The 21253-nt window shown below is 71.9% G+C and carries 21 protein-coding genes and 2 pseudogenes; 13 read left to right on the top strand and 10 right to left on the bottom strand.

Annotation, left to right across the window (positions count from 1 at the left end; genetic code table 11):
- Window positions 1-59: 59 nt before the first annotated feature.
- The gene (locus AB0H87_RS19310; protein ID WP_360146962.1) at window positions 60-920 is read right to left on the bottom strand and encodes a hypothetical protein; all 861 of its coding nucleotides are present in this window, start codon (window positions 918-920) and stop codon (window positions 60-62) included.
- A 202-nt stretch (window positions 921-1122) separates the two neighbouring features.
- On the opposite strand from AB0H87_RS19310, the gene AB0H87_RS19305 reads away from it, so the two are divergent.
- A complete protein-coding gene (locus AB0H87_RS19305; protein ID WP_360146959.1) occupies window positions 1123-2271 on the top strand; it encodes an XRE family transcriptional regulator in 1149 nt (382 codons plus the stop codon).
- On the opposite strand, the gene AB0H87_RS19300 is transcribed toward AB0H87_RS19305, so the two are convergent.
- On the bottom strand, window positions 2268-2831 hold the full coding sequence (locus AB0H87_RS19300) for an NUDIX hydrolase (RefSeq protein ID WP_360146956.1): 564 nt from the start codon (window positions 2829-2831) through the stop codon (window positions 2268-2270). The genes AB0H87_RS19305 and AB0H87_RS19300 overlap by 4 nt on opposite strands.
- A gap of 223 nt (window positions 2832-3054) precedes the next feature.
- Here AB0H87_RS19300 and AB0H87_RS19295 point away from each other — a divergent pair, with 223 nt between their 5' ends.
- Together AB0H87_RS19295 and AB0H87_RS19290 are read left to right on the top strand one after the other, a co-directional pair.
- Window positions 3055-3315 (top strand): hypothetical protein, encoded by a 261-nt coding sequence (locus AB0H87_RS19295; protein ID WP_360146952.1) that lies wholly within the window; start codon window positions 3055-3057, stop codon window positions 3313-3315.
- Window positions 3316-3405: 90 nt separating this feature from the next.
- Window positions 3406-5601: pseudogene (locus tag AB0H87_RS19290) on the top strand (catalase); the annotation flags it as partial.
- A gap of 6 nt (window positions 5602-5607) precedes the next feature.
- On the opposite strand, the pseudogene AB0H87_RS19285 reads toward AB0H87_RS19290, so the two are convergent.
- From AB0H87_RS19285 to rsmD, 4 genes and pseudogenes are all read right to left on the bottom strand, one after another.
- Window positions 5608-5892: pseudogene (locus AB0H87_RS19285) on the bottom strand (DUF177 domain-containing protein); the annotation flags it as partial.
- 73 nt (window positions 5893-5965) lie between these two features.
- Complete coding sequence (locus AB0H87_RS19280) at window positions 5966-6463, bottom strand: hypothetical protein (RefSeq protein WP_360146949.1); 498 nt, start codon at window positions 6461-6463, stop codon at window positions 5966-5968.
- A 195-nt stretch (window positions 6464-6658) separates the two neighbouring features.
- The gene (coaD, locus tag AB0H87_RS19275) at window positions 6659-7147 is read right to left on the bottom strand and encodes a pantetheine-phosphate adenylyltransferase (RefSeq protein WP_360146946.1); all 489 of its coding nucleotides are present in this window, start codon (window positions 7145-7147) and stop codon (window positions 6659-6661) included.
- The gene (gene rsmD / locus AB0H87_RS19270) at window positions 7144-7707 is read right to left on the bottom strand and encodes a 16S rRNA (guanine(966)-N(2))-methyltransferase RsmD (protein WP_360146943.1); all 564 of its coding nucleotides are present in this window, start codon (window positions 7705-7707) and stop codon (window positions 7144-7146) included. The genes coaD and rsmD overlap by 4 nt, the downstream gene beginning before the upstream one ends.
- A gap of 258 nt (window positions 7708-7965) precedes the next feature.
- Here rsmD and AB0H87_RS19265 point away from each other — a divergent pair, with 258 nt between their 5' ends.
- Together AB0H87_RS19265 and AB0H87_RS19260 are read left to right on the top strand one after the other, a co-directional pair.
- Window positions 7966-9042: an LPXTG cell wall anchor domain-containing protein gene (locus tag AB0H87_RS19265; protein WP_360146940.1), complete on the top strand. Its 1077-nt coding sequence runs from the start codon at window positions 7966-7968 to the stop codon at window positions 9040-9042.
- Between the two features lie 182 nt (window positions 9043-9224).
- Window positions 9225-9848 carry a YceI family protein gene (locus tag AB0H87_RS19260; protein ID WP_360146968.1) on the top strand — a complete coding sequence of 208 codons (624 nt, stop codon included), beginning with the start codon at window positions 9225-9227 and terminating at the stop codon, window positions 9846-9848.
- On the opposite strand, the gene AB0H87_RS19255 is transcribed toward AB0H87_RS19260, so the two are convergent.
- The 3 genes from AB0H87_RS19255 to AB0H87_RS19245 all read right to left on the bottom strand — a co-directional run bounded on the left by AB0H87_RS19255 (window position 9845) and on the right by AB0H87_RS19245 (window position 12354).
- The gene (locus AB0H87_RS19255; protein WP_360146937.1) at window positions 9845-11446 is read right to left on the bottom strand and encodes an FAD-dependent oxidoreductase; all 1602 of its coding nucleotides are present in this window, start codon (window positions 11444-11446) and stop codon (window positions 9845-9847) included. The two genes, AB0H87_RS19260 and AB0H87_RS19255, sit on opposite strands and share 4 nt — an antisense overlap.
- A 110-nt stretch (window positions 11447-11556) precedes the next feature.
- The gene (locus AB0H87_RS19250; RefSeq protein WP_360146934.1) at window positions 11557-12120 is read right to left on the bottom strand and encodes a DUF3515 family protein; all 564 of its coding nucleotides are present in this window, start codon (window positions 12118-12120) and stop codon (window positions 11557-11559) included.
- The gene (locus AB0H87_RS19245; RefSeq protein WP_089254975.1) at window positions 12121-12354 is read right to left on the bottom strand and encodes an Lrp/AsnC ligand binding domain-containing protein; all 234 of its coding nucleotides are present in this window, start codon (window positions 12352-12354) and stop codon (window positions 12121-12123) included.
- A gap of 79 nt (window positions 12355-12433) precedes the next feature.
- Here AB0H87_RS19245 and AB0H87_RS19240 point away from each other — a divergent pair, with 79 nt between their 5' ends.
- From AB0H87_RS19240 to AB0H87_RS19225, 4 genes are all read left to right on the top strand, one after another.
- Window positions 12434-13372 (top strand): thiamine-phosphate kinase, encoded by a 939-nt coding sequence (locus tag AB0H87_RS19240; RefSeq protein ID WP_360146930.1) that lies wholly within the window; start codon window positions 12434-12436, stop codon window positions 13370-13372.
- 35 nt (window positions 13373-13407) lie between these two features.
- Entirely contained in the window at window positions 13408-13932 is a 525-nt protein-coding gene (locus AB0H87_RS19235; RefSeq protein WP_360146927.1) for an RNA polymerase sigma factor, read from the top strand.
- A complete protein-coding gene (locus AB0H87_RS19230) occupies window positions 13929-14936 on the top strand; it encodes a hypothetical protein (protein ID WP_360146924.1) in 1008 nt (335 codons plus the stop codon). The genes AB0H87_RS19235 and AB0H87_RS19230 overlap by 4 nt, the downstream gene beginning before the upstream one ends.
- A 75-nt stretch (window positions 14937-15011) precedes the next feature.
- Window positions 15012-15470, top strand: a complete 459-nt coding sequence (locus AB0H87_RS19225; protein ID WP_360146965.1) for a GNAT family N-acetyltransferase — start codon at window positions 15012-15014, stop codon at window positions 15468-15470.
- Window positions 15471-15536: 66 nt separating this feature from the next.
- On the opposite strand, the gene rpmB is transcribed toward AB0H87_RS19225, so the two are convergent.
- Window positions 15537-15728 carry a 50S ribosomal protein L28 gene (gene rpmB, locus AB0H87_RS19220; RefSeq protein ID WP_121158930.1) on the bottom strand — a complete coding sequence of 64 codons (192 nt, stop codon included), beginning with the start codon at window positions 15726-15728 and terminating at the stop codon, window positions 15537-15539.
- Window positions 15729-15893: 165 nt separating this feature from the next.
- On the opposite strand from rpmB, the gene AB0H87_RS19215 reads away from it, so the two are divergent.
- From AB0H87_RS19215 to AB0H87_RS19200, 4 genes are all read left to right on the top strand, one after another.
- On the top strand, window positions 15894-16826 hold the full coding sequence (locus tag AB0H87_RS19215) for an NAD(P)-dependent oxidoreductase (RefSeq protein ID WP_360146920.1): 933 nt from the start codon (window positions 15894-15896) through the stop codon (window positions 16824-16826).
- Window positions 16827-16917: 91 nt separating this feature from the next.
- Window positions 16918-18507: a DAK2 domain-containing protein gene (locus AB0H87_RS19210; protein ID WP_360146917.1), complete on the top strand. Its 1590-nt coding sequence runs from the start codon at window positions 16918-16920 to the stop codon at window positions 18505-18507.
- Window positions 18504-20684: an ATP-dependent DNA helicase RecG gene (gene recG, locus AB0H87_RS19205; RefSeq protein ID WP_360146914.1), complete on the top strand. Its 2181-nt coding sequence runs from the start codon at window positions 18504-18506 to the stop codon at window positions 20682-20684. Before AB0H87_RS19210 ends, recG begins: the two co-directional genes overlap by 4 nt.
- A gap of 24 nt (window positions 20685-20708) precedes the next feature.
- Window positions 20709-21149 (top strand): HIT domain-containing protein, encoded by a 441-nt coding sequence (locus AB0H87_RS19200; RefSeq protein ID WP_360146911.1) that lies wholly within the window; start codon window positions 20709-20711, stop codon window positions 21147-21149.
- The last annotated feature ends 104 nt before the right edge of the window (window positions 21150-21253 follow it).

Genomic DNA, 21253 nt, shown 5'->3' with positions numbered 1-21253 from the left:
GCAAGCTGCGGAATTCCGCCGGTTGACCACCGGCCGCCGCGACCCATATGGTGCCCGCCCTAACGCCAGTCCCAGGCGATCCCGAGCACGCCGGAGTCCACCCCGGACGCGATCAGGTGCACCGCGCGGTGGCTGTTCATGGGGAGGTCACCGATCGCGTGCCGCCGGTCGGCGAGGTCGAACTGAGCGAACGCGCGCGTGTTCGCGGGCAGCGCGCCCGGGTGGAACTGCGCCTCCAGCAGGCACTGCTCGGCCGGGTAACGGAAACCGAACGCGAACTCCGCGCAGACACCGGCGCCCGGGTCGACCAGCTCGCTCTCGAACACCCAGGTCTCGCCGGCCCGCAGCGCCTGCTCGAACACGAGCTCGTAGACGATCGCCGGCGCGTCCGGGTGCGCGAACCGGCGCCCGACCCGGCAGTTGCGCAGCGCCCGGGTGCGCACCAGGCCGGGGTCGCACCCCTGGTCGCCGTAGAAGCGGGCCACGTAGCGGTCCACGCCGTCGCGGCGGGCCCGGATCGCGGTGCGTAACCACATCCGCGCGAGCCGCCCGTCGTCGCCGACCTCGATCCGTTGCTGGACGCTGACCAGCTCGAGCTCGCGGGGGTCCGAGTCGCCCAGGCCGTCGAGCAGCTCGGCGACGGGCCCGACGTCGGCCAACCGGCCGTGGCTGTCCCGCAACAACCGGCACAGCGTGCCGGGCGCCAACCCGAGGACGTCCTCGAGGTGACCGACCGTGCGCTCGTCGACCGGCCGGCACCGCCCGGTCTGCCAGTCACTGAGGCTGGACACCCCGATCACGACGCCGCGGCGGGCCAGATGCACCCGAACCCGCTCGAGCGTCAGCCCGCGCTCCCGGATCGCCTTCCGCAACGCCAGGTGGAAGGGCCCGGTGCAGAGCACACTGTCGAGATCGGCCATGCTCACCTGACCTGCGGCCGAATCGCATCGATTTCCGTCATTGTAGCGGTGGTGGCCAACGACCGCCGCAACAGCGGTCCACTGCTCGCACGGCTTTCTCTGGGACCTCGAGGCCGGCAGCAAACGACCCAGTCCGTCCGTTGCGGCGCTCCTCGACGCGGCCCTGGAAGCCAACGGTCAGCTGTCCGCGTTGGTACAGGAGATGTCAGCCGACAGCGGCGGACAGACTCAGCGCGTCGATCAGCATGGCGCGTCGGTTCCGGCATTGCAGTTCGCACCGGACTGGCTCGATGGCGCGGAAACCGCGACGGGACTTTGGCGGGAGGACGTGGAGCGCCGGCACATGCTGCGTGACGCGGGCTTCAGCGCCGCGGCATTCATGGCGCCGACGATGCGATGGCTGACCTGCCCGTTCGATGATCAGCCGGCGGCCGAGGGCGATCGTCCCGTCGGTGAGCCGGACGTCGAGATGATCCGCCGGATCACCGGCGCGTATCGAGCACTCGACAACCAGTACGGCGGAGGCCACGTACGCGAGAGCGTGGTGCGGTTCCTCGATCAGGAAGTCGCCGCCATCCTCCGCGGCCGCTACGACGCACGGACGGGCAGGGCGCTGCTGTCCGCGGTGGCCGAAGCGACGCAGTTGGCAGCGTGGGCGACCTACGACGTCGGCATGCACGCAATGGCGCAGGCATATCTCGTCCAGGCACTGCGGTTCGCGGCCACCGCCGGCGATCGGGCGCTCGGCGCGGAGATCCTCGCGGCCATGAGTCACCAGGCAACGCACATGCGCGCCGCGAGCGAGGCGGTGGACCTGGCGCGCGCCGCCGGCCGCGCCGCAGCGGACGCGGGCGTCGCCGCGATTCAAGCGGAGTCGGCCGTTCTCGAGGCGCACGGCCATGCCACAGCTGGGAACGAACGCGCCTGCGCGGCGGCCCTCGACCGCGCCGAACGCACCCTCGATCGCGCGGACCGCACCAGCGACCCGCAGTGGATCGGTTACTTCGACGAGAGTTACCTGGCGGCGAAGTTCGGTCACTGCTTCGTCGCCCTGGGGCGCGGTGACCTGGCTGAACGATTCGCCGCCCGATCGCTCGAGATGGACGGACGGCGCTATGCGCGGGGACGGCAGTTCAACCTGGCGCTGCTCGCGGTCGCGCATGCGCAGACAGGAGAGGTGGAGCGGGCCAGTGCGGTCGGCGTAGAGGCGGTTGAGGCGGCTGACGGGATGCGCTCGGCTCGTGCGCACGACTACCTGAAGGACCTCGCCAACCGACTGGCTCCACATGCCGGCCTGCCTGCGGTGGAGGCGTTCAAAAGCCGTCTGCGTCCGGTGCTGCGACCAGCCTAGAGACGCCCGCCGGCTCTTCTGAGCAGTAACGACAGCAACCCCGCCACGGTTCCCGCACCGACGATCTCCCCGTCGTCGATTCGCTGCTGGATCTCAGCAAGCGGTAACCACCCAATACGTTCGGTCTCGTTGACGTCTGGCGCAGCGCCGGTGTTGTCGGCGCCGCGAGCGAGATACACGGTGTTGTCCTGGTCGATCGTCCCCACCATCGGCTGGTACCTCACCAGCACTTCCAGGTTCCGGGGTCGCCAGCCGGTTTCCTCCTCCACCTCACGGGACGCGCACACCCGTGGGTCCTCATCCGGGTCGAGATAACCGCCGGGGAGCTCCCAGACCCAACGATTCAGGATGAACCGATGTCGCCAGACCAGCAGCACGCGATCGGCGTCATCGAGTACGACGACCATCGCCGCGGCCGGTACGCGCAGGACGTACTGCTCGAAGCGCACGCCGTCGGGCAGTTCGACATCCGCGACGCTCAGCACAGCGCGCCGGGAGTCGTCGACGACCCGCTCCCCGTGGATGGTCCACTCGCTGGCTCGGCGCGCCTTCGATCCCATGGCGAGAACCCTAAGCCACGTTCGATGGATTTCCGCCGGCCGTTGTCAGCCGACAACGGGCGACAATGGCCGCCTTCCCCGATCCGCGGCGCGCCAGAAAGATATCAAGCAAACGAATGGGTTGGTTCGTGCGACGAGCGCCGAGCTGATTCGTCGATTCCGATTGCGGCGGGGCGTGTTCCGACTCTGGGAGGTGTCCCGCCGCAACGCAAGGAGGCGCACCGTGAAGCAGCTCATCGTTCATCCTGATTGGTGTCGTCGGCTTGATTGTGCGAACGAGGGAGTGCACGTTTCGGGACCCTTGAAAGCAAGCTTGCCGAACGACCTGGTCGGCATCGAGGCGACGCTCCACCAACTCGACGACTGCGGGATGAGGCTCATCCAACTGGCATTCACCGATGACGGTGAGACGACCGCCGTCTTCTTGTCGAACGAACAGTTGCTGGCGCTCGCCCGCACGCTCCATGACCTCGACGTTGCCTAGCGTCCGACCCCGGCGAGCCGGTTGTTTACCTGCCGAGATCGCGGGTAGCCCGCCTCGGTTGAGCAGTAGCCAAAGGAAAGGGCTCACGTGATGGAAGCTCGCAAACCCGCCGAGGCGGTCAAGAATGTCGTGGAGGCCGCGGCGGCGAAGGTGGCGGAGGTGTTCACCGACAAGGTGCCGGGGGCGCCCAGCAGTGTCCCGCCGCCGGTCGACGAGCCCACCGAGCCGCATGATCCGTTGCCGCCCAAGAGCGAGCACGGCACGCCGGAGAACCGGACGCCGACGGGTGCCGAGAACGGTTCCCCGCCGACCGTCAACGCCCAGCAGGGCGCGTTCCTCACGACGGCGCAGGGTGCCCGGCTGCGCGACACCGACCACTCCCTGAAGGCCGGGACACGCGGCCCGACCCTGCTGCAGGACCACCATCTCCGCGAGAAGATCACCCATTTCGACCATGAGCGGATCCCGGAGCGGGTCGTGCACGCGCGCGGCGCGGGCGCGCACGGCGTGTTCACCGGGTACGGCAGCGCGTCGGACGTGACCCGGGCCCGGTTCCTCGAGTCGGGACGCGAGACGCCCGTGTTCGTGCGGTTCTCCACCGTGCTCGGCTCGCGCGGCTCGGCCGACACCGTCCGCGACACCCGCGGGTTCGCGACCAAGTTCTACACCGACGAGGGCACGTTCGACCTGGTCGGCAACAACATCCCGGTGTTCTTCATCCAGGACGCCATCAAGTTCCCCGACATCATCCACGCCGGCAAGCCGCACCCGGACCGGGAGATCCCGCAGGCGCAGAGCGCGCACGACACGTTCTGGGACTTCGTCTCCCTGCACACCGAGGCACAGCACCACACGATGTGGAACATGTCCGACCGCGGCATTCCCCGCTCGTACCGGACGATGGAAGGGTTCGGCGTACACACCTTCCGGCTGGTCAACGAGGCCGGCGAGACCACGCTGGTCAAGTTCCACTGGAAGCCGAAGCTCGGCGTGCACTCGCTGACCTGGGAAGAGGCCCAACTGGCCGGCGGCGTCGACCCCGACTTCCACCGCCGCGACCTCTACGACGCGATCGAGGCCGGTGCCTTCCCCGAGTGGGAGCTGGGGCTGCAGCTGTTCCCGGACACGCCGGAGGAGACGTTCGCCGGGATCGACCTGCTCGACCCGACCAAGATCGTCCCCGAGGAGCTGGCGCCGGTGCAGGCCGTCGGCAAGCTCGTGCTCAACCGGGTGCCGAGCAACTTCTTCGCCGAGACCGAGCAGGTCGCGTTCCACCTGGGCCACCTGCCGCCCGGCATCGACGTGACCAACGACCCGCTGCTGCAGGGCCGGCTCTTCTCGTACCTGGACACGCAGCTCACCCGGCTGGCCGGGCCGAACTTCCACCAGATCCCGATCAACCGGCCGCACGCCCCGGTCAACGACATGCTCCGCGACGGCTTCCACCAGCACGCGGTGCACGCGGGGGTGGCGCCGTACCGGCCGAACTCGCTCGACGGCGGCAACCCGTTCCCGGCCGGCGACGCGGACAACGCGTTCCTGGACGTTCCGGTCACTGTCACCGAGGCGCCCAAGGTGCGCGCCAACCCGGCGTCCTTCGACGACCACTACAGCCAGGTGCGGCTGTTCTGGCAGAGCATGTCGCCGGTCGAGAAGGAGCACATCATCCGGGCGTACGCGTTCGAGCTCGGCAAGTGCTACGAGCAGGCGATCAAGGAGCGCCAGCTGCGCTGCCTGGCCAACATCGACCCGGTGCTGTGCGCGGAGGTCGCCACCAGCCTGGGCCTGCCGGCGCCGGACCCGACGGAGCCGCTGGCGACGGTGGAGCCGAGCCCGGCGCTCTCGCAGGTCGGCAAGCAGTGGCCGCCGGACGGACGGATCATCGGCATTGTGGTCGGCGTCGACGCGGATCTCGGCGCGGTCACGGCCGTCCGTCGCGACATCTTCGCGGCGGGCATGGTGCCGCTGCTGATCGCACCGCACGGCGGCATGGTCGGCGACCTGCCGGTGCAGCGGACGTTCGCGACCGCGCGGTCGGTCGAGTTCGACGCCCTGCTGCTGGCCGCCGCGCCCGCACCGGCGCCGGACGCCGTGCCGGCCCGCGACGACAAGGCGGGGGCCGCGACCCCGTCCGCCCTGGACCCGCGGGTCCGGCTGCTGGTCGAGGAGTGCTGGCGGCACGCCAAGGCGATCGGTGCCTGGGGCCCCGGCCGCGAGGTGCTGGACGTGGCCGGGGTCACCGGCACGGCCGGCGTGGTCACCGCCGACTCCGGTGCCGAGGCGCTGACCGCTGACCACCACCGAGTCGCTGATCGGGCGCAGGCAGCGGCCGCACTCGCCGGTGATCGGGACGTCGACCGTCCCGGAGACGAGCACGCCCTCGGACACCGACTCGAGTCGCAGATCGAGACGCAGGTCGGCGCCTTCCGGCACACCGATCAACTCCAGGCCGAGGTCGGACGGTGCCTGGACGACGCGGTCGACCGTGCGCATGGCACCGGGACGGCGCGGCAGCTCTCTGGTGTCGAGAACTAGCGGCGACCGCGGGTCGAGGAAGGTTTGCGTGTTTTTTGGCATAGTCAGACTCCGGCCTGTCGAGGCCGACATGCCACGTTACCCGAGGTCCCCCGGGTCCGGCGAACCGGGCCGGTCAGAACGGCAGGGGACGCTCGGTCTCCTCCCCGACGAACGAGCCGATCTCGCGCAGCGCGTGCATCTTGTCGCGTCCGCGCTCGATCGAGGCCAGCGCCCGGGTCAGGAACTGCTCGAAGTTGGCCAGCGCCGTGTCGACGTAGTCGTCGACCTCTTCCCGCAGGCGCTGGGCCTCGGCCCGGGCCTCGGCGACGATCCGGGCGCCCTCGTGCTCGGCGCTGACCGTGATCTCGTTGACCGAGACCAGCCGGGCGTGCTCGGCCTCACCCTCGCTGATGATCCGGTCGGCCTCACGCTTGCCGGCGTCCATGATCTTGTCGCGCTCGTCCAGCAGTGCCGCTGCCCGCCGCAGCTCGCCCGGTAGGTCGGCGCGGAGCTCGTCGAGCTTGGCGATCATGGGACCGCGATCGATCATGGCGCTGTGCCGCGACATCGGGACCGCGCGGGCAGTTTCCACCATCGCGATGATCTCGTCGATCTGCTCGAACGGATCCACCGCACACTCCTGTCACTGTCATCGTCGGCCGGAGGGCCGATCGGCTGGTCCGGTTGGCCGGCGGCCGGTCGGCTGCTCCGTCCATGATGCGGCCAGGAGGCGACACCCGGCCCATTACGGGTCGGCGCGTCGCCCGCCCGTCGGCGCGGGCCACGCACCAGGTATAGAACCACGACGATAGGTCGCCGAGGAAGGTCAGTGCCCGGCGCCCGCGCCCAACCGCTCGCGGAGCGCCGCGAAAACGTGGTCGGGAACGTGGGCCGACACGTCGCCGCCCCATTTCGCGACCTCTTTGACCAGGCTCGACGACAGGTACGAATAAAGCGGGTTGGTCGGCATGAACAATGTCTCCAGGCCGGCGAGCCCGATGTTCATCTGCGCCATCTTGAGCTCGTAATCGAAGTCGCTCACCGCGCGCAGGCCCTTGACGACAACGGCCGCCTCCACGCTCCGGCAGAAGTCGACCAACAGACCCTGGAACGACAGGATCCGGACGTTGCCGTAGCCGGCGGTCGCCTCGCCGAGCATGGCGATCCGCTCGTCGACGCTGAACAGCCCGGCCTTCGACTGGTTGACCAGCACGCCGACGATCACCTCGTCGAACAGCCGGCTCGTCCGGCCGATGACGTCAAGGTGACCGTTGGTGACCGGGTCGAACGAGCCAGGACACACCGCACGCCTCATGATCGGCGACCGTACCAAAGCGTCGTCTCACCGTAACGGCGGCTGCGCACCGGGGTGACGCCGTCCACCTGCGGCGGCGGGCCGCTGCGGGACGACCGCTCGACGATCAGCACGGCGTCCGGGGCCAGCCAGCCACCGCCGACCAGTGCGGCCATCGTCGCGGCGATCTCCTCGTCGGTCACGGCGTACGGCGGGTCGGCGAACACGACGTCGTAGGGGTCGCCCTCGGGACCCCGCTCGAGGACCGCGGCGACCCGGTCGGTGACGAGCCGGGCGGCGGGCACGGCGTCGAGCGCGGCCAGGTTGGCCCGGATCGTGCGGGCGGCCCGGGGGTCGGACTCGACGAGCAGCACGTGGGCCGCGCCCCGGGACAGCGCCTCCAGGCCGACCGCGCCCGAGCCGGCGAAGAGGTCCGCGAACCGGGCACCGTCGAGGTCCACCATCGACTCGATGCTGCTGAACAGCGCCTCGCGTACCCGGTCGGAAGTGGGTCTGGTGCCCGCCCCGGCCGGCGCGGCCAGCCGGCGACCGCCGAGCGTCCCCGCGACGATGCGGGTCATGACTGCCTGCCCATAACGGTGCACGCTACCCGTTCGAGTGAGCCGTCACGACAAATGGGGACGGTCGCGTGACGAGCCGTATACGAATCGTCTCGAATCGATACCACCATCCTTAGGTCCGGCTGATGCCGGCCTGTCCGGTTCAGGAATCGCTAAGGTCTCCGGCTGTGCCGGCAACCGCTCCGCCGGACCTAAGTCGACAGTCAGCACGACTGTTTCGACCGTGCCCTGAAACGCCCCTTCCTGTCAGGAGTACGCGTGTTCCGAATCCCGTCCGTCATGCGGCGACCGCTCGCCGTCGCCGGGGCCGCCTTCGTCGGCCTCGCCGCGGTGGTCGTCATCGGCTCCCCCGCGAGCGCCCACCACCCCGAGGTCTCCGGCACCGCCAGCTGTGTCGAAGGCAGGTGGCAGGTCGAGTGGACGGTCCGCAACAGCGAGCAGGACCTCGCCGCGGACATCACCGGCGCCACCTTCAGCCCGGCCTTCACGAGCGACACCATCAAGGTCGCGCCCGGGCAACTGCCCGCCTACCAGGGCGAGGCCGACGTGCTCAGGACGACCCAGGTGCTCGACCTCAGCGCCAAGAAGGCCACCCTCGAGGTGAGCGCGCACTGGAAGCGCGGCAAGCGCGACATCAACGCGACCCGGTCGGCCACCGTCCACCTGCCCAAGGGCGGCTGCCGCAAGTCGGTGCCCGAGGTGGCCTTCACCGACGACTGCGCCGGTCAGGTCACCGTCGTGGTCTCCAACGAGGAGAACGCCACCCGGAAGCTGCGCTTCAAGGTGCTGGTCGCGGGCAGCGACAAGCCCGTCGCCACCGGTGAGGTCGCGCCCGGCGAGTCCGCCGAGCCGATCGTCGTGCCGGTCGGCGGCGACAAGACCAAGGAGATCCGGGTCGTCGCCGCCGGCGGCAAGGAGATCGACTCGCACAAGTGGTCGGAGCCCGAGGGCGGCTGCGTCCCGGAGACCGAGATCGAGCAGACCTGCGACCAGCTGAGCATCGCGGTCATCAACCCGCCGAACGGGCTCGAGTTCGACCTGGTGTTCACCCCGAACACCGGTGAGCCGCAGACCATGAAGGTCGAGAAGGGCAGGACCGCGACGGTGACCTTCCCGGCGTCCCCCGGTCTCGTCGTCACGCCGAGCGTCAACGGCGAGGACCTCGACGAGACGATCTCGTGGACGAAGCCCGAAGGCTGTGACGAGGACACCCCGACGCTGCCCAAGACCGGCGCGAACGCCGGTGCGATCGCCGGCGGCGCGGGCGGGCTGCTGCTCGCCGGTGGCGCGCTGTTCTACCTGGCCCGCCGTCGTCGACTCCGGTTCACCGCCTGACCTGACCGACCGCACCAGCGCGCCACCCCTCGCCTCGAGGGGTGGCGCGTTTCGGCTGTGTCGAGTGACACCTTGACGTCAGCGAACCCCAGGGCCAGGCACAGCGTCCTTATGCTGGTCGGGTCGATCTGGGGGGAGAGAAGACAACCGTGTCCACATTCGCGACCAGAACCTGGGAGGGCATGACCATCCCGAGTGCTGGCGTCTACACACTGGACCAGGCTCACAAACGGGTTGGTTTCCTCGCGCGGCACATGATGGTCAGCCCGGTGCGGGGCGAGTTCCGGGAGGCCACCGCCCAGATCGTGGTCGCGGAGGACCCACTGGCGTCGGCGGTGACCGCGATCATCCAGACGGGCAGCCTCACCACCCACAACCCGGACCGCGACACGCATCTGCGCAGTCCCGACTTCCTCGACGTCGAACGCTTCCCCACCATGCGTTACCGCAGCACCGGCATGTCCTGGAAGGGCGCCGACGACCCGATCTTCCTGTGGGCCCGGCTGCGCAACAACAAGCTCAACCGGCGCGCCACCGCACCCGAGCCGGTGGCCGGCCCGGTGCGGTTCACGCTGCACGGCCAGCTCACGGTCCGCGACGTGACCCGCCAGGTCGACCTCCAGGTCGAGTGGGGCGGCGTGCGCCGCGACCCGTACGGCAAGGACATCTTCGGTTTCAGCGCCAGCGCCGACATCGAGCGCGAGGACTACGGCCTGCTCTGGAACGTCGCCCTGGAAAGCGGCGGCGTCCTGGTCGGCAAGACGGTGCACATCGAGATCGCCGGCGAGGCCCTGCGCGCCGACTAGGTCGTGGTGAGCACCCGCCGGTGGATCGCGGTGACCGCGGAGCGTGCGGAGACGAACGCGCCGTGCTGCCAGGCGACCTCGTGGCTCAGCCAGTCGCCGGCGAAGTAGACCCGGCCCGCCGGCTCCAGCAACAGCTGGTAGCCGGGCGAGGTGTAGCGCGGCGAGGTCCAGGCGCCCTCCAGGTGCCGGGTCCGGTCCCAGGCCTGTGACCACGACGACACCAGCTCGGCGCGGTACTTCTCGCCGTGGATCTTCACGCCCTGGGCCAGCGCCCGTGCCTCGCGCTCGGCGTGCGGCAGCGCGCTGTAGGTGCGGGCGGCCGCGCCGGTGTTGTAGTAGCCGACCACGAGGCCGCGCCGGCCATGGAAGCCGTACGACGGGTACCAGATGTGCTGCAGGTCCAAGTCGGTCTCGGTGATGCCGCCGTAGATCCGGTCGTCCTCCTCCCACCAGCGTCGTCTGTACTCCAGCCCGATCTTGCCTGCGGCCGTGACGCCGAACTCGGACAGCGCCGCCGTCACCGCGGTGCCGAGGTTGTGCGGAACGCGGGCCATCAGGTGCGGCGGCAGCGTCGCGACGCAGAAGTCGGCGCGCACCACGCGGGTCGCCTTGCCCTGCCGGTAGGTCACCGCGACCGACGAACCGCTGTCCGTCACGTCGGTCACCTCGGCGCCGACCTTGATCCGGTGGTGGCCGACGGCCCGGGCCAGCGCCTTCGGGATCTGGTCCATACCGCCGACCGGCTGGAACATCAGCATCGCCTGGTCGTAGCCGAGCTCGAAGGAGAAGTAGCGCCCGACATTGCTCGCGAACACGTCGGAGAGCGCCCCGGGGCCCGCCAGCGGCGTGCCCTCGTCGTTGCCGGCGCCCGGATAGCCGGCGAAGCCGCGCCGGCTGCCCCCGGTGTAGGACAGCGTCGACCCCAGCGAGCCGAACGACCGCAGGAACGTCATCAGGCGCTCCTTGTCGGCCGCGGTCAGCGCCGCGTCCAGCGCACCCTGGTTCGTGGCCTTGGCCAACAGCTCCGAGACGTAGCCGAAGACGTCGGCCTTGGCGGTCCGGTAGCGGACGGGCGCGGTCATCCCGGTCGACTCGTTGTAGATCAGCGCGTCGGCGTTGGCGTTGGTGAACACCTCGATCGGGACGCCCAGCTCGCGGCAGTAGTCGAGGGTGACCATCCACTGGGCCAGCCGACCCGGCCCGGCGTTGAGGTAGACACCCTCGCCGAACCGCGCCTGCTGGGTGTGCCCGTCGAGGTCGGTCTCCGTCGTGCCGCCGCGCACGGTGAAGTTGCGGCCGCCGACGATGTCACGGGCCTCCAGCACGGTGCAGTCGTAGCCCGCCTTGCCCAGCTCGTACGCCGTGGCCAGGCCGGCGATGCCACCGCCGAGGACGACCACGCCGGCCCGGCCGCGTCCGGTGAGGTGGAAGTCGGCCGGGCTGGGCGCCCGGTACGCGGGTGCCGCCGCGGCCGCCGTCGGTGCCAGGCCGAGGGCGCCCATGGTCGCGAACATCGCGCCGGCGCCCCCGGACAGGCCGACGGCGCGCAGGAAGCCGCGGCGGCTGACGGCGGGCGGGATGGGTAGCTGCTGCGTCACGCGTCCCCCTTAGGGAAGATCGACATGATGCGCAGTCTGTAAGGACCAGATTTCCGTGACGGCGTTGCGCTGTTACCAACGCATTTCCATCTGTCAGTGCGTGGCGGGCGTCAGACCGAGCCGGCGCACCCGGTGGGTGGGGTGGCCATCTTCGGGACCGTCTCGATGATCGGCTTGGAGAAGACCACGGTCCACTGGGCCGCGGCCTCGTACGCCTTCGGGACCGTGACCTGGATCGGCACCTCGCGGTCGACCGTGGTCAGCACCGTCGCCTCCGGGGTCTCGGCCGCGTGCCAGCAGACCCGGTCGAAGAGGCTCACCAGGTCGGTCGGCGGGTAGGTCGGGGCCGGGATGCCACAGGCCAGCGTGATCGCCGGGTCGCCGTACGCCGCGTTCTGCTCCGTGCCCTCGGTCACCGGCCGCTGCGGCCGGTCGCGCAGCGCCGTCGGCAGCTGCGAGAGCAGGGCGCGGCACAGCGTCTCGGCGCGCGGGGTCAGCTTGGCCGCGGTCATCGGCACCGGCGTCGTCGCCTGTGGGACCGGGCTGGGGCTCGCCGGCGCCGCCGCGGGCTCGTCGGGAGAGAATTGCCAGAAGGAGACCAGCACCACGAGTACGGCCAGCGGGATGGCCACCGCGGTCGCGATGATCGCGGCCTGGCGGGTCGAACGTTCCACTTACAGATGCACCACCGAACAGGTGATCGTGCGGGTAATTCCGGGCACGAGCTGCACCCGGGAAACGATCATCTTCCCGAGCTCGTCGAGCGTGTGCGCCTCGGTCAAGGCGATCACCTCGTAGGGTCCGGTCACGGCGTCGACCCGGACGACGCCCGGAATATCCGAGATTGACGCGGCCACGTCACGCGCCTTTCCGACCTCGGTCTGGATGAGGATGTACGCCTGGACCACGACCCGTCTCCAATCGCCGCCAAATGCACGAGAAGTGAAACTACCGCAACGGAGCAGGTATCGACCCCGGAGGTTACTGGTGAGTGTGGCCCGCACGGGAGAGTTCGGGCTGATCGCCCGGGTCACCGCCCGGCTGCAGCCCGGGCCCGGCACGCTGCTGGGCCCCGGTGACGACGCCGCGATCGTCGCCGCGCCCGACAGCCGCGTCGTGGCGTCCACGGACGCCCTGGTCGAGGGCCGCCACTTCCGGCGCGACTGGGCCAGCGGCGTGGAGATCGGGCACCGGGCGGCGGCGGCCAACCTGGCCGACATCGCCGCGATGGGTGCCACCCCGACAGCGCTGCTCGTCGCCCTCTGCGCCCCGCCCGGGCTGGACGCCCGGTGGGCCGAGGACCTGGCCGACGGGCTCGCGGCCGAGGCGGCCACGGTCGGCGCGGCGGTGGTCGGCGGTGACATGGCCGGCAGCCCGACGCTGACGATCGTGGTGACCGCGCTCGGCGACCTCGGCGGGCGGAACCCGGTGACCCGCGGCGGCGCCCGGGCGGGTGACATCGTCGCGCTGTGCGGCCGGGTGGGCTACGCCGCCGCCGGCTACACCGTGCTGAGCCGCGGTTTCCGCACGCCGGTGCTGCTGGTCGACGCGTACCGGCGACCCCGGGTGCCCTACGCGGCCGGGCCGGCGGCCGCCCGGGCCGGTGCCACCGCGATGCTCGACGTCTCCGACGGGCTGCTGCAGGATCTCGGGCACATCGCGAAGGCGAGCAAGGTGGCGATCGACGTCGACCGCGGCGCGTTCGAGGTGCCGCCGCAGATGCGGGACGCGGCCCAGGCGCTCGGCGTCGACCCGTACCACTGGGTGCTCGGCGGCGGTGACGACCACGCGCTGGCGGCGACATTCCCGCCGGACCGGTCGCTGCCGGAGGGCTGGCGCGAGATCGGCCGGGTCGGCGAGGGCACGGGCGTGACGGTCGACGGCCGGCCGCCCAAGGGCCCGACCGGCTGGGACCACTTCGCCTAGGGGAACTGAAACGGGGCGTCGTGGCAAGAAGGGGTATGACCACGACGACCACCGATCCTGTGGCCGACCCGGCGGACCTCGCCGGCATGTTCACGGCCTACGGGCGGGAGCTGCTGCGCTACTGCACCCGCCGGGTGGGTGAACAGGTCGCCGAAGACGTGGTGGCCGAGACCTTCCTCGTCGCGTACGAGCAACGGTTCCGCTACGACGCCAGCCGGGGCGGCGTGCTGCCCTGGCTCTACGGCATCGCCACCAACCTGCTCCGGCGGCACCGGCGCACGGAGGTCCGCGCGCTGCGGGCGCTCGCCGACGCCGGCGCGGACCCGGACGCGGCAGCCGCGCGGATCGACGCCCAGCGGACCGTCCGCCGGCTCGCGGGCGTGCTGGCCGCTCTCCCCCGGCGCCAGCGCGACGTGCTGCTGCTCTTCGCGATCGCGGAGCTCGACCACGCGGAGATCGCCACGGCCCTCGGTATCCCCGTCGGGACGGTCAAGTCGGCCCTGCACCGGGCGCGCGCCAAGGTCCGCGCCGCCCTCGCCCCCGAAGGAGAGACGCTGTGACCGATCCCGACGTCGTCGCCGTGCGTGAGCTGCCGCCCGGCGTGACCGAGCCGACCGACGCGTCGGTCGCCCGCACGTGGCACACGATGACCCGCCGGCAGGCCGCGCCCGCCCGGCGCCGGCCGGCCCGCCGGTGGGTGCCGGCGGCCGCCGCGGTGCTGGTCGCCGGCGTGGCCGCGGGCGGCGTGGTGCTGCTTCCCGATCGCGGCGCCGGGCCGGCCGTCGAGGTCGGCGGCGCGCCCACCGCGCCGCCCACCGGCAAGGCGGACGCGGGCGGTGGCCCGAACGCTGCCGGCCCGACGAGCCAGCCGGTCAGCCTCGGACCGAGCGAACCCATCGACGCCGCCCACGCGATCGACACGCTGATCGGGAAGGTGGCCGGGTCCACGGCCCAGACGCTCCGGCCGGGCCAGCTCGTCTACACCCGGATGTCCGGGGCGACCACGGTCGACGACATCGGCGACCCGGAGCCCGGCCGGATGGTCCGCGACGAGAGCGAGATCTGGTACGCACCGGAGGGCATGAGCGCGAAGGCCATCACCCGCAACGGGGTCGACATGCCGCCGGGTGAGAGCCGGCCCGTCGACAAGCCGTCGATCTGGCAGCCGACGCCGGCGTGGCTGGCGGGCCTGCCCACCGAGCCGGCCGCGCTGCGCACCGAGCTGCTGGTGGGGATCGGCGACAACAAGAAGTGGACGGGCGACCACCTGCTCGCGAAGGAGCTCGGTGAGCTGCTGGCCAGCTCGGAGCCGTTGCTGACGGGCGCCGTCCGGGTGACGATGCTGAAGATGATCAAGGGGTTCGAGGGCCTGTCGGCCCGGGAGACCGTCTTCGACGACCAGCGGGTCTGGGCGCTCCGCCAGACCGAGCAGGGCCGCTTCGACGAGATCCTCTTCGACCCGGCCACGGGCCGGGCCGTCGGGCGGGCGTCGGGCGAGGGCGACACGGTCAGCTATCAGGTGCTCTGGACCCACAAGCTCGTCGCGGTGGCGGGCGCGCGCTAGCGGAGTGATCGTCACGACAGCGGCGGCGACCGGTTACCGATCGGTTGCCGCCGTACCGTCGTGTCCGTGGAGCAACTGGAGATCCGGCAGCTGCCGTTCACCGCGCCCGAGTCGATCGCCCTGGTCGCCGACCTGCTGGCCGACCTCGGCGACCGTTACAACAGCCCGGGTGACGAGACCCCGGTCGACGCGAGCGAGTTCGAGCCGCCCGACGGCGCGTTCCTGGTGGCCTTCCTGGACGGTGCGCCGGTCGGCTGCGCCGGGTGGCGCGGTCACGGCACCGACGGGGAGACCGCCGAGCTCAAGCGGATGTGGACCGCCCCGGCCGGGCGGCGCAAGGGCGTCGCGCGGGCGGTGCTGCGCGCGATCGAGGACTCCGCGCGGGACGCGGGCCGCAAGCGGGTGATCCTGGAGACCGGCGACCGGCAGCCCGAGGCGATCGCGTTCTACGTCGCCAACGGCTACGAGCGGATCCCGGACTTCGGCTACTACAGGAACGAGCCCGGGGTCCGGTCGTACGGCCGCATGCTGTGAACACGAGCAGCCGCCGGGCCCTGTCGGGACCCGGCGGCTGGTCGGAAAGCTCGTCTCGGTCGCGCCTCAGGCGCGAGCGACCTTGCCCGCCTTGATGCACGAGGTGCAGACCTGCATCTTGCGGGTGTTGCCGCCACCGGCCGGGGTGCGCACCGTCTGGATGTTGGGGTTCCAGCGGCGGTTGGTCCGCCGGTGCGAGTGGGACACGTTGTGGCCGAAGCCCGGCCCCTTGCCACAGACGTCGCACACGCTAGCCACGGGATACTCCTGGGATTGGTTTGCCTTGGGGGTTGCCGGAAGGACGACGCCGACCAGGCAACCTGACGAGAATACCCGACGCCCGGGTCAGCCGCCGAATCCCCTCCCGCCGCAGCCGCCGGCACGGTTCACTGGAGGTGCGGGCGACGAGGCGAGGAGGCCGTCATGAGGGTACTGCTGGCCGGTGCCACGGGCGCCATCGGGACGCCGCTGATCCAGCGGCTGGTCGCCTACCGCCACGAGGTCATCGGCATCACCCGCCTGCTCGCCAACACCCGGCGGCTCGAGGCGTTCGGCGCGAAGTACCTGGTCGCGGACGTGCTGGACCGCGAGAGCCTGCTGCGGGCGGTGTCCGGACTCCAGGCCGACGCCGTGATCCACGAGTGCACGGCGCTCACCCGTCCCCCGCTGCGCTTCCGCGACATGGACAAGACGAACACCCTGCGCACCACCGGCACCGCCAACCTCGTCGAGGCGGCACACACGGTGGGCGCGAAGCGCTTCGTGAGCCAGTCGATCGTGTACGGGTACGGCTACGGCGACCACGGCACGCGGGAGCTGACCGAGGCGGACCCGTTCGGCGTGCCGGCCGACGGTCCGCTCGGCCCGATCATGGACGCCTTCCACGAGGCCGAGACGCAGGCCACCAACACGACCGACGGCCTGGAGGGCGTGTCCCTGCGGTATGGCCTGTTCTACGGCTCGGACCCGGGGACGAAGCGGATGATCAAAACGGTCCGCAAGCGGCGGTTCCCGGTGATCAAGGGCGGTGGCGGCGAGCAGAACATGATCCACCTGGACGACGCGGCCTCCGCGACGGTGGCGGCGCTGGAGCGGGGCAGGGCCGGCAGCGCGTACAACATCGTCGACGGCGTCCCGGTGACCTGGGGCAGCCTGCTCGACGAGATGGCCGGCCTGGTCGACGCCAAGCGGCCGGTCCGGGTCCCGCCGCCGGTGCTGCGCCTGGCCGCGCCGTACGGCTACACGGCGATGACCACCTCGATGCGCGTGTCCAACGAGAAGGCCCGCACGGAACTGGACTGGACCCCCGCGGTGGTCGACTACAAGCAGGGCCTCCGCATGATCGCCACGGAGTAGGCGCACTGTCCTGGTGATGGCCCGACCGGGACCGATGGGCGCCGTGCCGGGAGAGCCGGAGTTGTCGGTGGCAACCGATAGGCTCGGACGCGTGTTGGAGAGCCTCGACGCCACGGCGCTGCGCCGCTGGTGCGCGGGCGCGTTGGCGGGGCTGCGCCGCCACCAGGGCGAGATCGACGAGCTCAACGTCTACCCCGTGCCCGACGGCGACACCGGCACCAACCTCGTGCTCACCCTGACCTCGGCCAACGAGGCACTGGTCTTCGACGCGGTCGTCGAGGGCGAGCCGACCCCACACGGCCAGGTGCTGCGGCTGATGGCCCGCGGCGCGCTGCTCGGCGCCCGCGGCAACTCCGGCGTGATCGTCTCGCAGGTGCTGCGCGGGCTGGCCGACGCGACCTCGACGCTGCCCACGATCGACGGTCCGGCCCTCGCCCGCGGCCTACGGGCCGGCGCCGACGCCGCCTACGGCGCGGTCGCCGACCCGGTCGAGGGCACCGTGCTCTCGGTCGCCGCCGCCGCCGCGACCGCCGCGGAGGGAGCCGCTGCCGGCGCGTTGGGTGAGGTGGTGCGGGCGGCCGCCGTGGGCGCCGCGGAGGCGTTGGTTCGCACGCCCGAGCAGTTGCCCGCGCTGGCGCGCGCCGGTGTCGTCGACGCCGGTGGGCGCGGCCTCTGCGTGCTGCTCGACGCCCTGGTCGAGGTGGTGACGGGCGAGGTGCGCGCCGAGCCGCCGGTGGTCGCCGCGCCGCGCGGTCGGCGGCCGTTGGTCGCGGCCCGGGAGAGCGGGTCCGCCGAGTTCGGCTACGAGGTGCAGTTCCTGCTCGACGCTCCCGAGCCGGCGGTCGAGAAGCTGCGCGCCCGGCTCGCCGAGCTGGGTGACTCGCTGGTCGTCGTCGGCACCGGCGAGGGCGACCACTCCACCTGGAACGTGCACGTCCACGTCAACGACGTGGGCGCCGCGGTCGAGGCCGGCGTCGAGGCCGGCCGCCCGCACCGGATCGCCGTGACCCGGTTCGCCGACCAGGTCGCCGCCGACGGGCCCGACCGGGCCGTGGTCGTGGTCGCCGCCGGCAGCGGCATCGCGGCGGTCTTCGAGGCCGAGGGCGCCACCGTCGTCGCCGGCAACCCGTCCACCGGCGAGCTGCTCGCCGCGATCACCGCGACAGGCGCCGCGCACGTCGTGGTGCTCCCCAACGACCCCAACACGCAGCCGGTGGCCGCCGCCGCGGCCCGAGAGGCGACCGCCGCGGTCCGGGTGGTGCCGACCCGCTCCCCCGTCCAGGCGCTGGCGGCGCTGGCCGTGCGCGACCCGGCCCGCGAGTTCGACGACGACGTCATCGCGATGGCCGAGGCGGCCGGCGCGTGCCGCTACGCCGAGGTCTGCTACGCGAGCCGCGACGCGCTCACCGTGGCCGGCCCGTGCCGGCGCGGCGACGTGCTGGCGCTGGTCGAGGGCGAGGTGCACCTGATCGGCACCGATCTCACCGACACCTGCCGCGACCTGCTCGACCGGCTGCTCGGCGGTGGCGGCGAGCTGGTCACCCTGGTCATCGGCGCGGAGGCGCCGGCCGGGCTGGCCGAGGCCCTGACCGCGCACGCCGCCGCGCACTGGCCGTTCGTCGAGGTGCACGCCTATCCCGGCGGGCACCCGCACTATCCGCTCCTGGTGGGTGTCGAATGACCACACTGGACGAGCCGCTCAAGAAGGTGCTCGGCGACAAGACGGCCAAGGCCCTCGACAAGCACCTGGACCTGCGTACCGTCGGCGATCTCGTCTATCACTTCCCACGCCGCTACGACGAGCGCGGCGAGCACACCGACATCCGCGCGCTGGAGATCGGCGAAGACGTCACCGTGCTCGGCCAGGTGCGCCGGGCCACCACCCGGCCGATGCGCCAGCGCAGCGGCAAGCTGCTCGAGGTGCTGGTCGAGGACGGCACCGGCGGCATGCTCACGCTGACGTTCTTCAACCAGGCGTGGCGCGAGCGCGACCTGCGTCCCGGCCGGTGGGGGCTGTTCGCCGGCAAGGTCACCGAGTTCCGCGGCAAGCGGCAGCTCAACGGGCCCGACTACGTGCTGCTCGGCGACGAAGGAGAGGCCTCCGAGGAGATCGAGGAGTTCGCCGGCGCGCTGATCCCGGTCTACCCGGCCGCGGGCGCGGTGCCCACCTGGACCATCGCCCGCTGCGTGCGGGTGGTGCTCGACACGCTGGCCCCCGTCGACGACCCGCTGCCGGCCACCGTGCTCGCCGACCGCAACCTGATCCCGCTCGACACCGCGCTGCGCGAGATCCACCGGCCCGGCTCCCGCGACGACCTGGCCCGGGCCAAGCGCAGGCTCAAGTGGGACGAGGCGTTCGCCGTCCAGCTCACGCTGGTGCAGCGCAAGCTGCGGGCGACCGCGCTGCCGGCCCGGCCGCGCCCGGCCACGCCCGACGGGCTGCTGACCGCGTTCGACGGCCGGCTGCCCTACGAGCTGACCGAGGGCCAGCGCCGGGTCGGCACCGAGATCGCCGCCGACCTGGCGACCACGCACCCGATGCACCGGCTGCTCCAGGGCGAGGTCGGCTCCGGCAAGACGGTCTGCGCGCTGCGCGCGATGCTCCAGGTCGTAGACGCGGGCGGCCAGGCCACGCTGCTCGCGCCGACCGAGGTGCTGGCGGCACAGCACTACCGCGGCATCTCGGCGCTGCTCGGCCCGCTCGGCCGGGCCGGCGAGCTCGACGGCGACCCCGCCGGCACGCGGGTCGCCCTGGTCACCGGTTCGCTCGGCGCGGCCGCGCGCCGGGCGGCGGCCGGCGAGGTGGCCTCCGGCGCCGCCGGCATCGTGATCGGCACCCACGCCCTGCTCTACGAGGGCGTCGAGTTCAACGACCTCGGCCTGGTCGTGGTCGACGAGCAGCACCGGTTCGGCGTCGAGCAGCGCGACGCCCTGCGTGCCAAGGCCGGCCAGCCGCCGCACACGCTGGTGATGACCGCGACGCCGATCCCCCGCACGGTCGCGATGACCGTCTACGGCGACCTCGAGGTCTCGACCCTCTCCCAGCTGCCCGGCGGCCGCTCGCCGATCGCCTCGCACGTGGTGCCCGCCGCCGACAAGCCGGCCTTCCTCGACCGTGCCTGGCGCCGGCTGCGCGAAGAGGTCGAGGCCGGGCACCAGGCCTATGTGGTCTGTCCGCGGATCGGCGACGGCACCGCCTCCGACAGCGAGGAGCCGCCGCCCGACGACGACGGCACCGCCCGCCGCCCGCCGCTCGCGGTCACCGAGGTGGCGCCGCTGCTCGCCGAGGGCCCGCTGCACGGCCTGCGGATCGGCGTCCTGCACGGCCGCCTGCCGGCCGACGAGAAGGACGCCGTGATGCGCTCCTTCGCCGCCGGCGACCTCGACGTGCTGGTCGCCACCACCGTGGTCGAGGTCGGCGTCGACGTCCCCAACGCCACCGTGATGATCGTGATGGACGCCGACCGGTTCGGCGTCTCCCAGCTCCACCAACTCCGCGGCCGGGTCGGCCGGGGTTCCGCCGCCGGGCTTTGCCTGCTGGTCACCGAGGCGCCCGAGGGCTCCACCGCCCGCGAGCGGCTCGACGCGGTCGCCTCGACCACCGACGGTTTCAAGCTCGCCGAGCTCGACCTCGAGCAGCGCCGCGAGGGCGACGTGCTCGGCGCGACCCAGTCGGGGCGCCGGTCCCACCTGCGGCTGCTGTCGCTCCTCAAGGACGAGAAGCTGATCGGCGAAGCCCGCCAGGAGGCCATCGACCTGGTCACCGACGACCCGGAGCTGACCAGGCACCCCGCCCTGGCCCGCTCGATCGCCCTCCTCGTCGACGAAGAACGCGCCGAATACCTGGAAAAGGGCTGACCCCGTTCAATATCCTGCGGTGCCATGGACGACTGCCCCATCTGCGCCAAGCACCGCGGCGAAGGTCCGCTCGCCGGCGGCCCGGAGATCTGGCGCGACGACCTCGTGACGGTCACCCACAAGCCCGCGGGCCAGCTCCCGCTGCTGGGCCACCTGTTCATCGAGCCGCTGCGGCACGCGCCGCACATCGAGGACCTGACCGACGTGGAGGCCGCGGCGGTGGGCAGCGCCGCCCGCCGCGCCGCGATCGCCCTGCGCGCCGAGGTGGACCCGGAGCTCATCCACTCCGCCGTGATCGGCCGCGGGGTCGCGCACTTCCACCAGCACGTGTTCCCGCGCTACCGCGGCACGCCGGACGAGATCCCGTGGTTCGAGACCGACGGCTGGGCGGAGGCACCGCGGGGCGGCGAACCGGAGATCGCCGCCCTTGCCGAACGCCTGCGCCGCTATTTCACCGCGGTCTAGGGCGCTAGTTGTACCCGGTCAGGACGTTGGTAGCGGGCGGGGATGTTGACATAGGGAAAGCCTCCGGTTGGGGTGTGGGTTGTCTAGGACCGCACTCCGCCGGA

The organism is Asanoa sp. NPDC050611, from assembly GCF_040654855.1.
Lineage (GTDB): Bacteria > Actinomycetota > Actinomycetes > Mycobacteriales > Micromonosporaceae > Asanoa.
Note: the sequence above shows the minus strand (reverse complement) of the source record. Positions and strands in the feature narration are given on the sequence as shown.

What these genes read in the sequence shown, in the direction of transcription:
- AB0H87_RS19310 (WP_360146962.1), bottom strand. Translation starts at nt 920, where the DNA reads ATGGCCGATCTCGACAGTGTGCTCTGCACCGGGCCCTTCCACCTGGCG.
- AB0H87_RS19305 (WP_360146959.1), top strand. Translation starts at nt 1,123, where the DNA reads ATGTCAGCCGACAGCGGCGGACAGACTCAGCGCGTCGATCAGCATGGC.
- AB0H87_RS19300 (WP_360146956.1), bottom strand. Translation starts at nt 2,831, where the DNA reads ATGGGATCGAAGGCGCGCCGAGCCAGCGAGTGGACCATCCACGGGGAG.
- coaD (WP_360146946.1), bottom strand. Translation starts at nt 7,147, where the DNA reads ATGAGGCGTGCGGTGTGTCCTGGCTCGTTCGACCCGGTCACCAACGGT.
- rsmD (WP_360146943.1), bottom strand. Translation starts at nt 7,707, where the DNA reads ATGACCCGCATCGTCGCGGGGACGCTCGGCGGTCGCCGGCTGGCCGCG.
- AB0H87_RS19260 (WP_360146968.1), top strand. Translation starts at nt 9,225, where the DNA reads ATGACCATCCCGAGTGCTGGCGTCTACACACTGGACCAGGCTCACAAA.
- AB0H87_RS19235 (WP_360146927.1), top strand. Translation starts at nt 13,408, where the DNA reads ATGACCACGACGACCACCGATCCTGTGGCCGACCCGGCGGACCTCGCC.
- AB0H87_RS19215 (WP_360146920.1), top strand. Translation starts at nt 15,894, where the DNA reads ATGAGGGTACTGCTGGCCGGTGCCACGGGCGCCATCGGGACGCCGCTG.
- recG (WP_360146914.1), top strand. Translation starts at nt 18,504, where the DNA reads ATGACCACACTGGACGAGCCGCTCAAGAAGGTGCTCGGCGACAAGACG.
- AB0H87_RS19200 (WP_360146911.1), top strand. Translation starts at nt 20,709, where the DNA reads ATGGACGACTGCCCCATCTGCGCCAAGCACCGCGGCGAAGGTCCGCTC.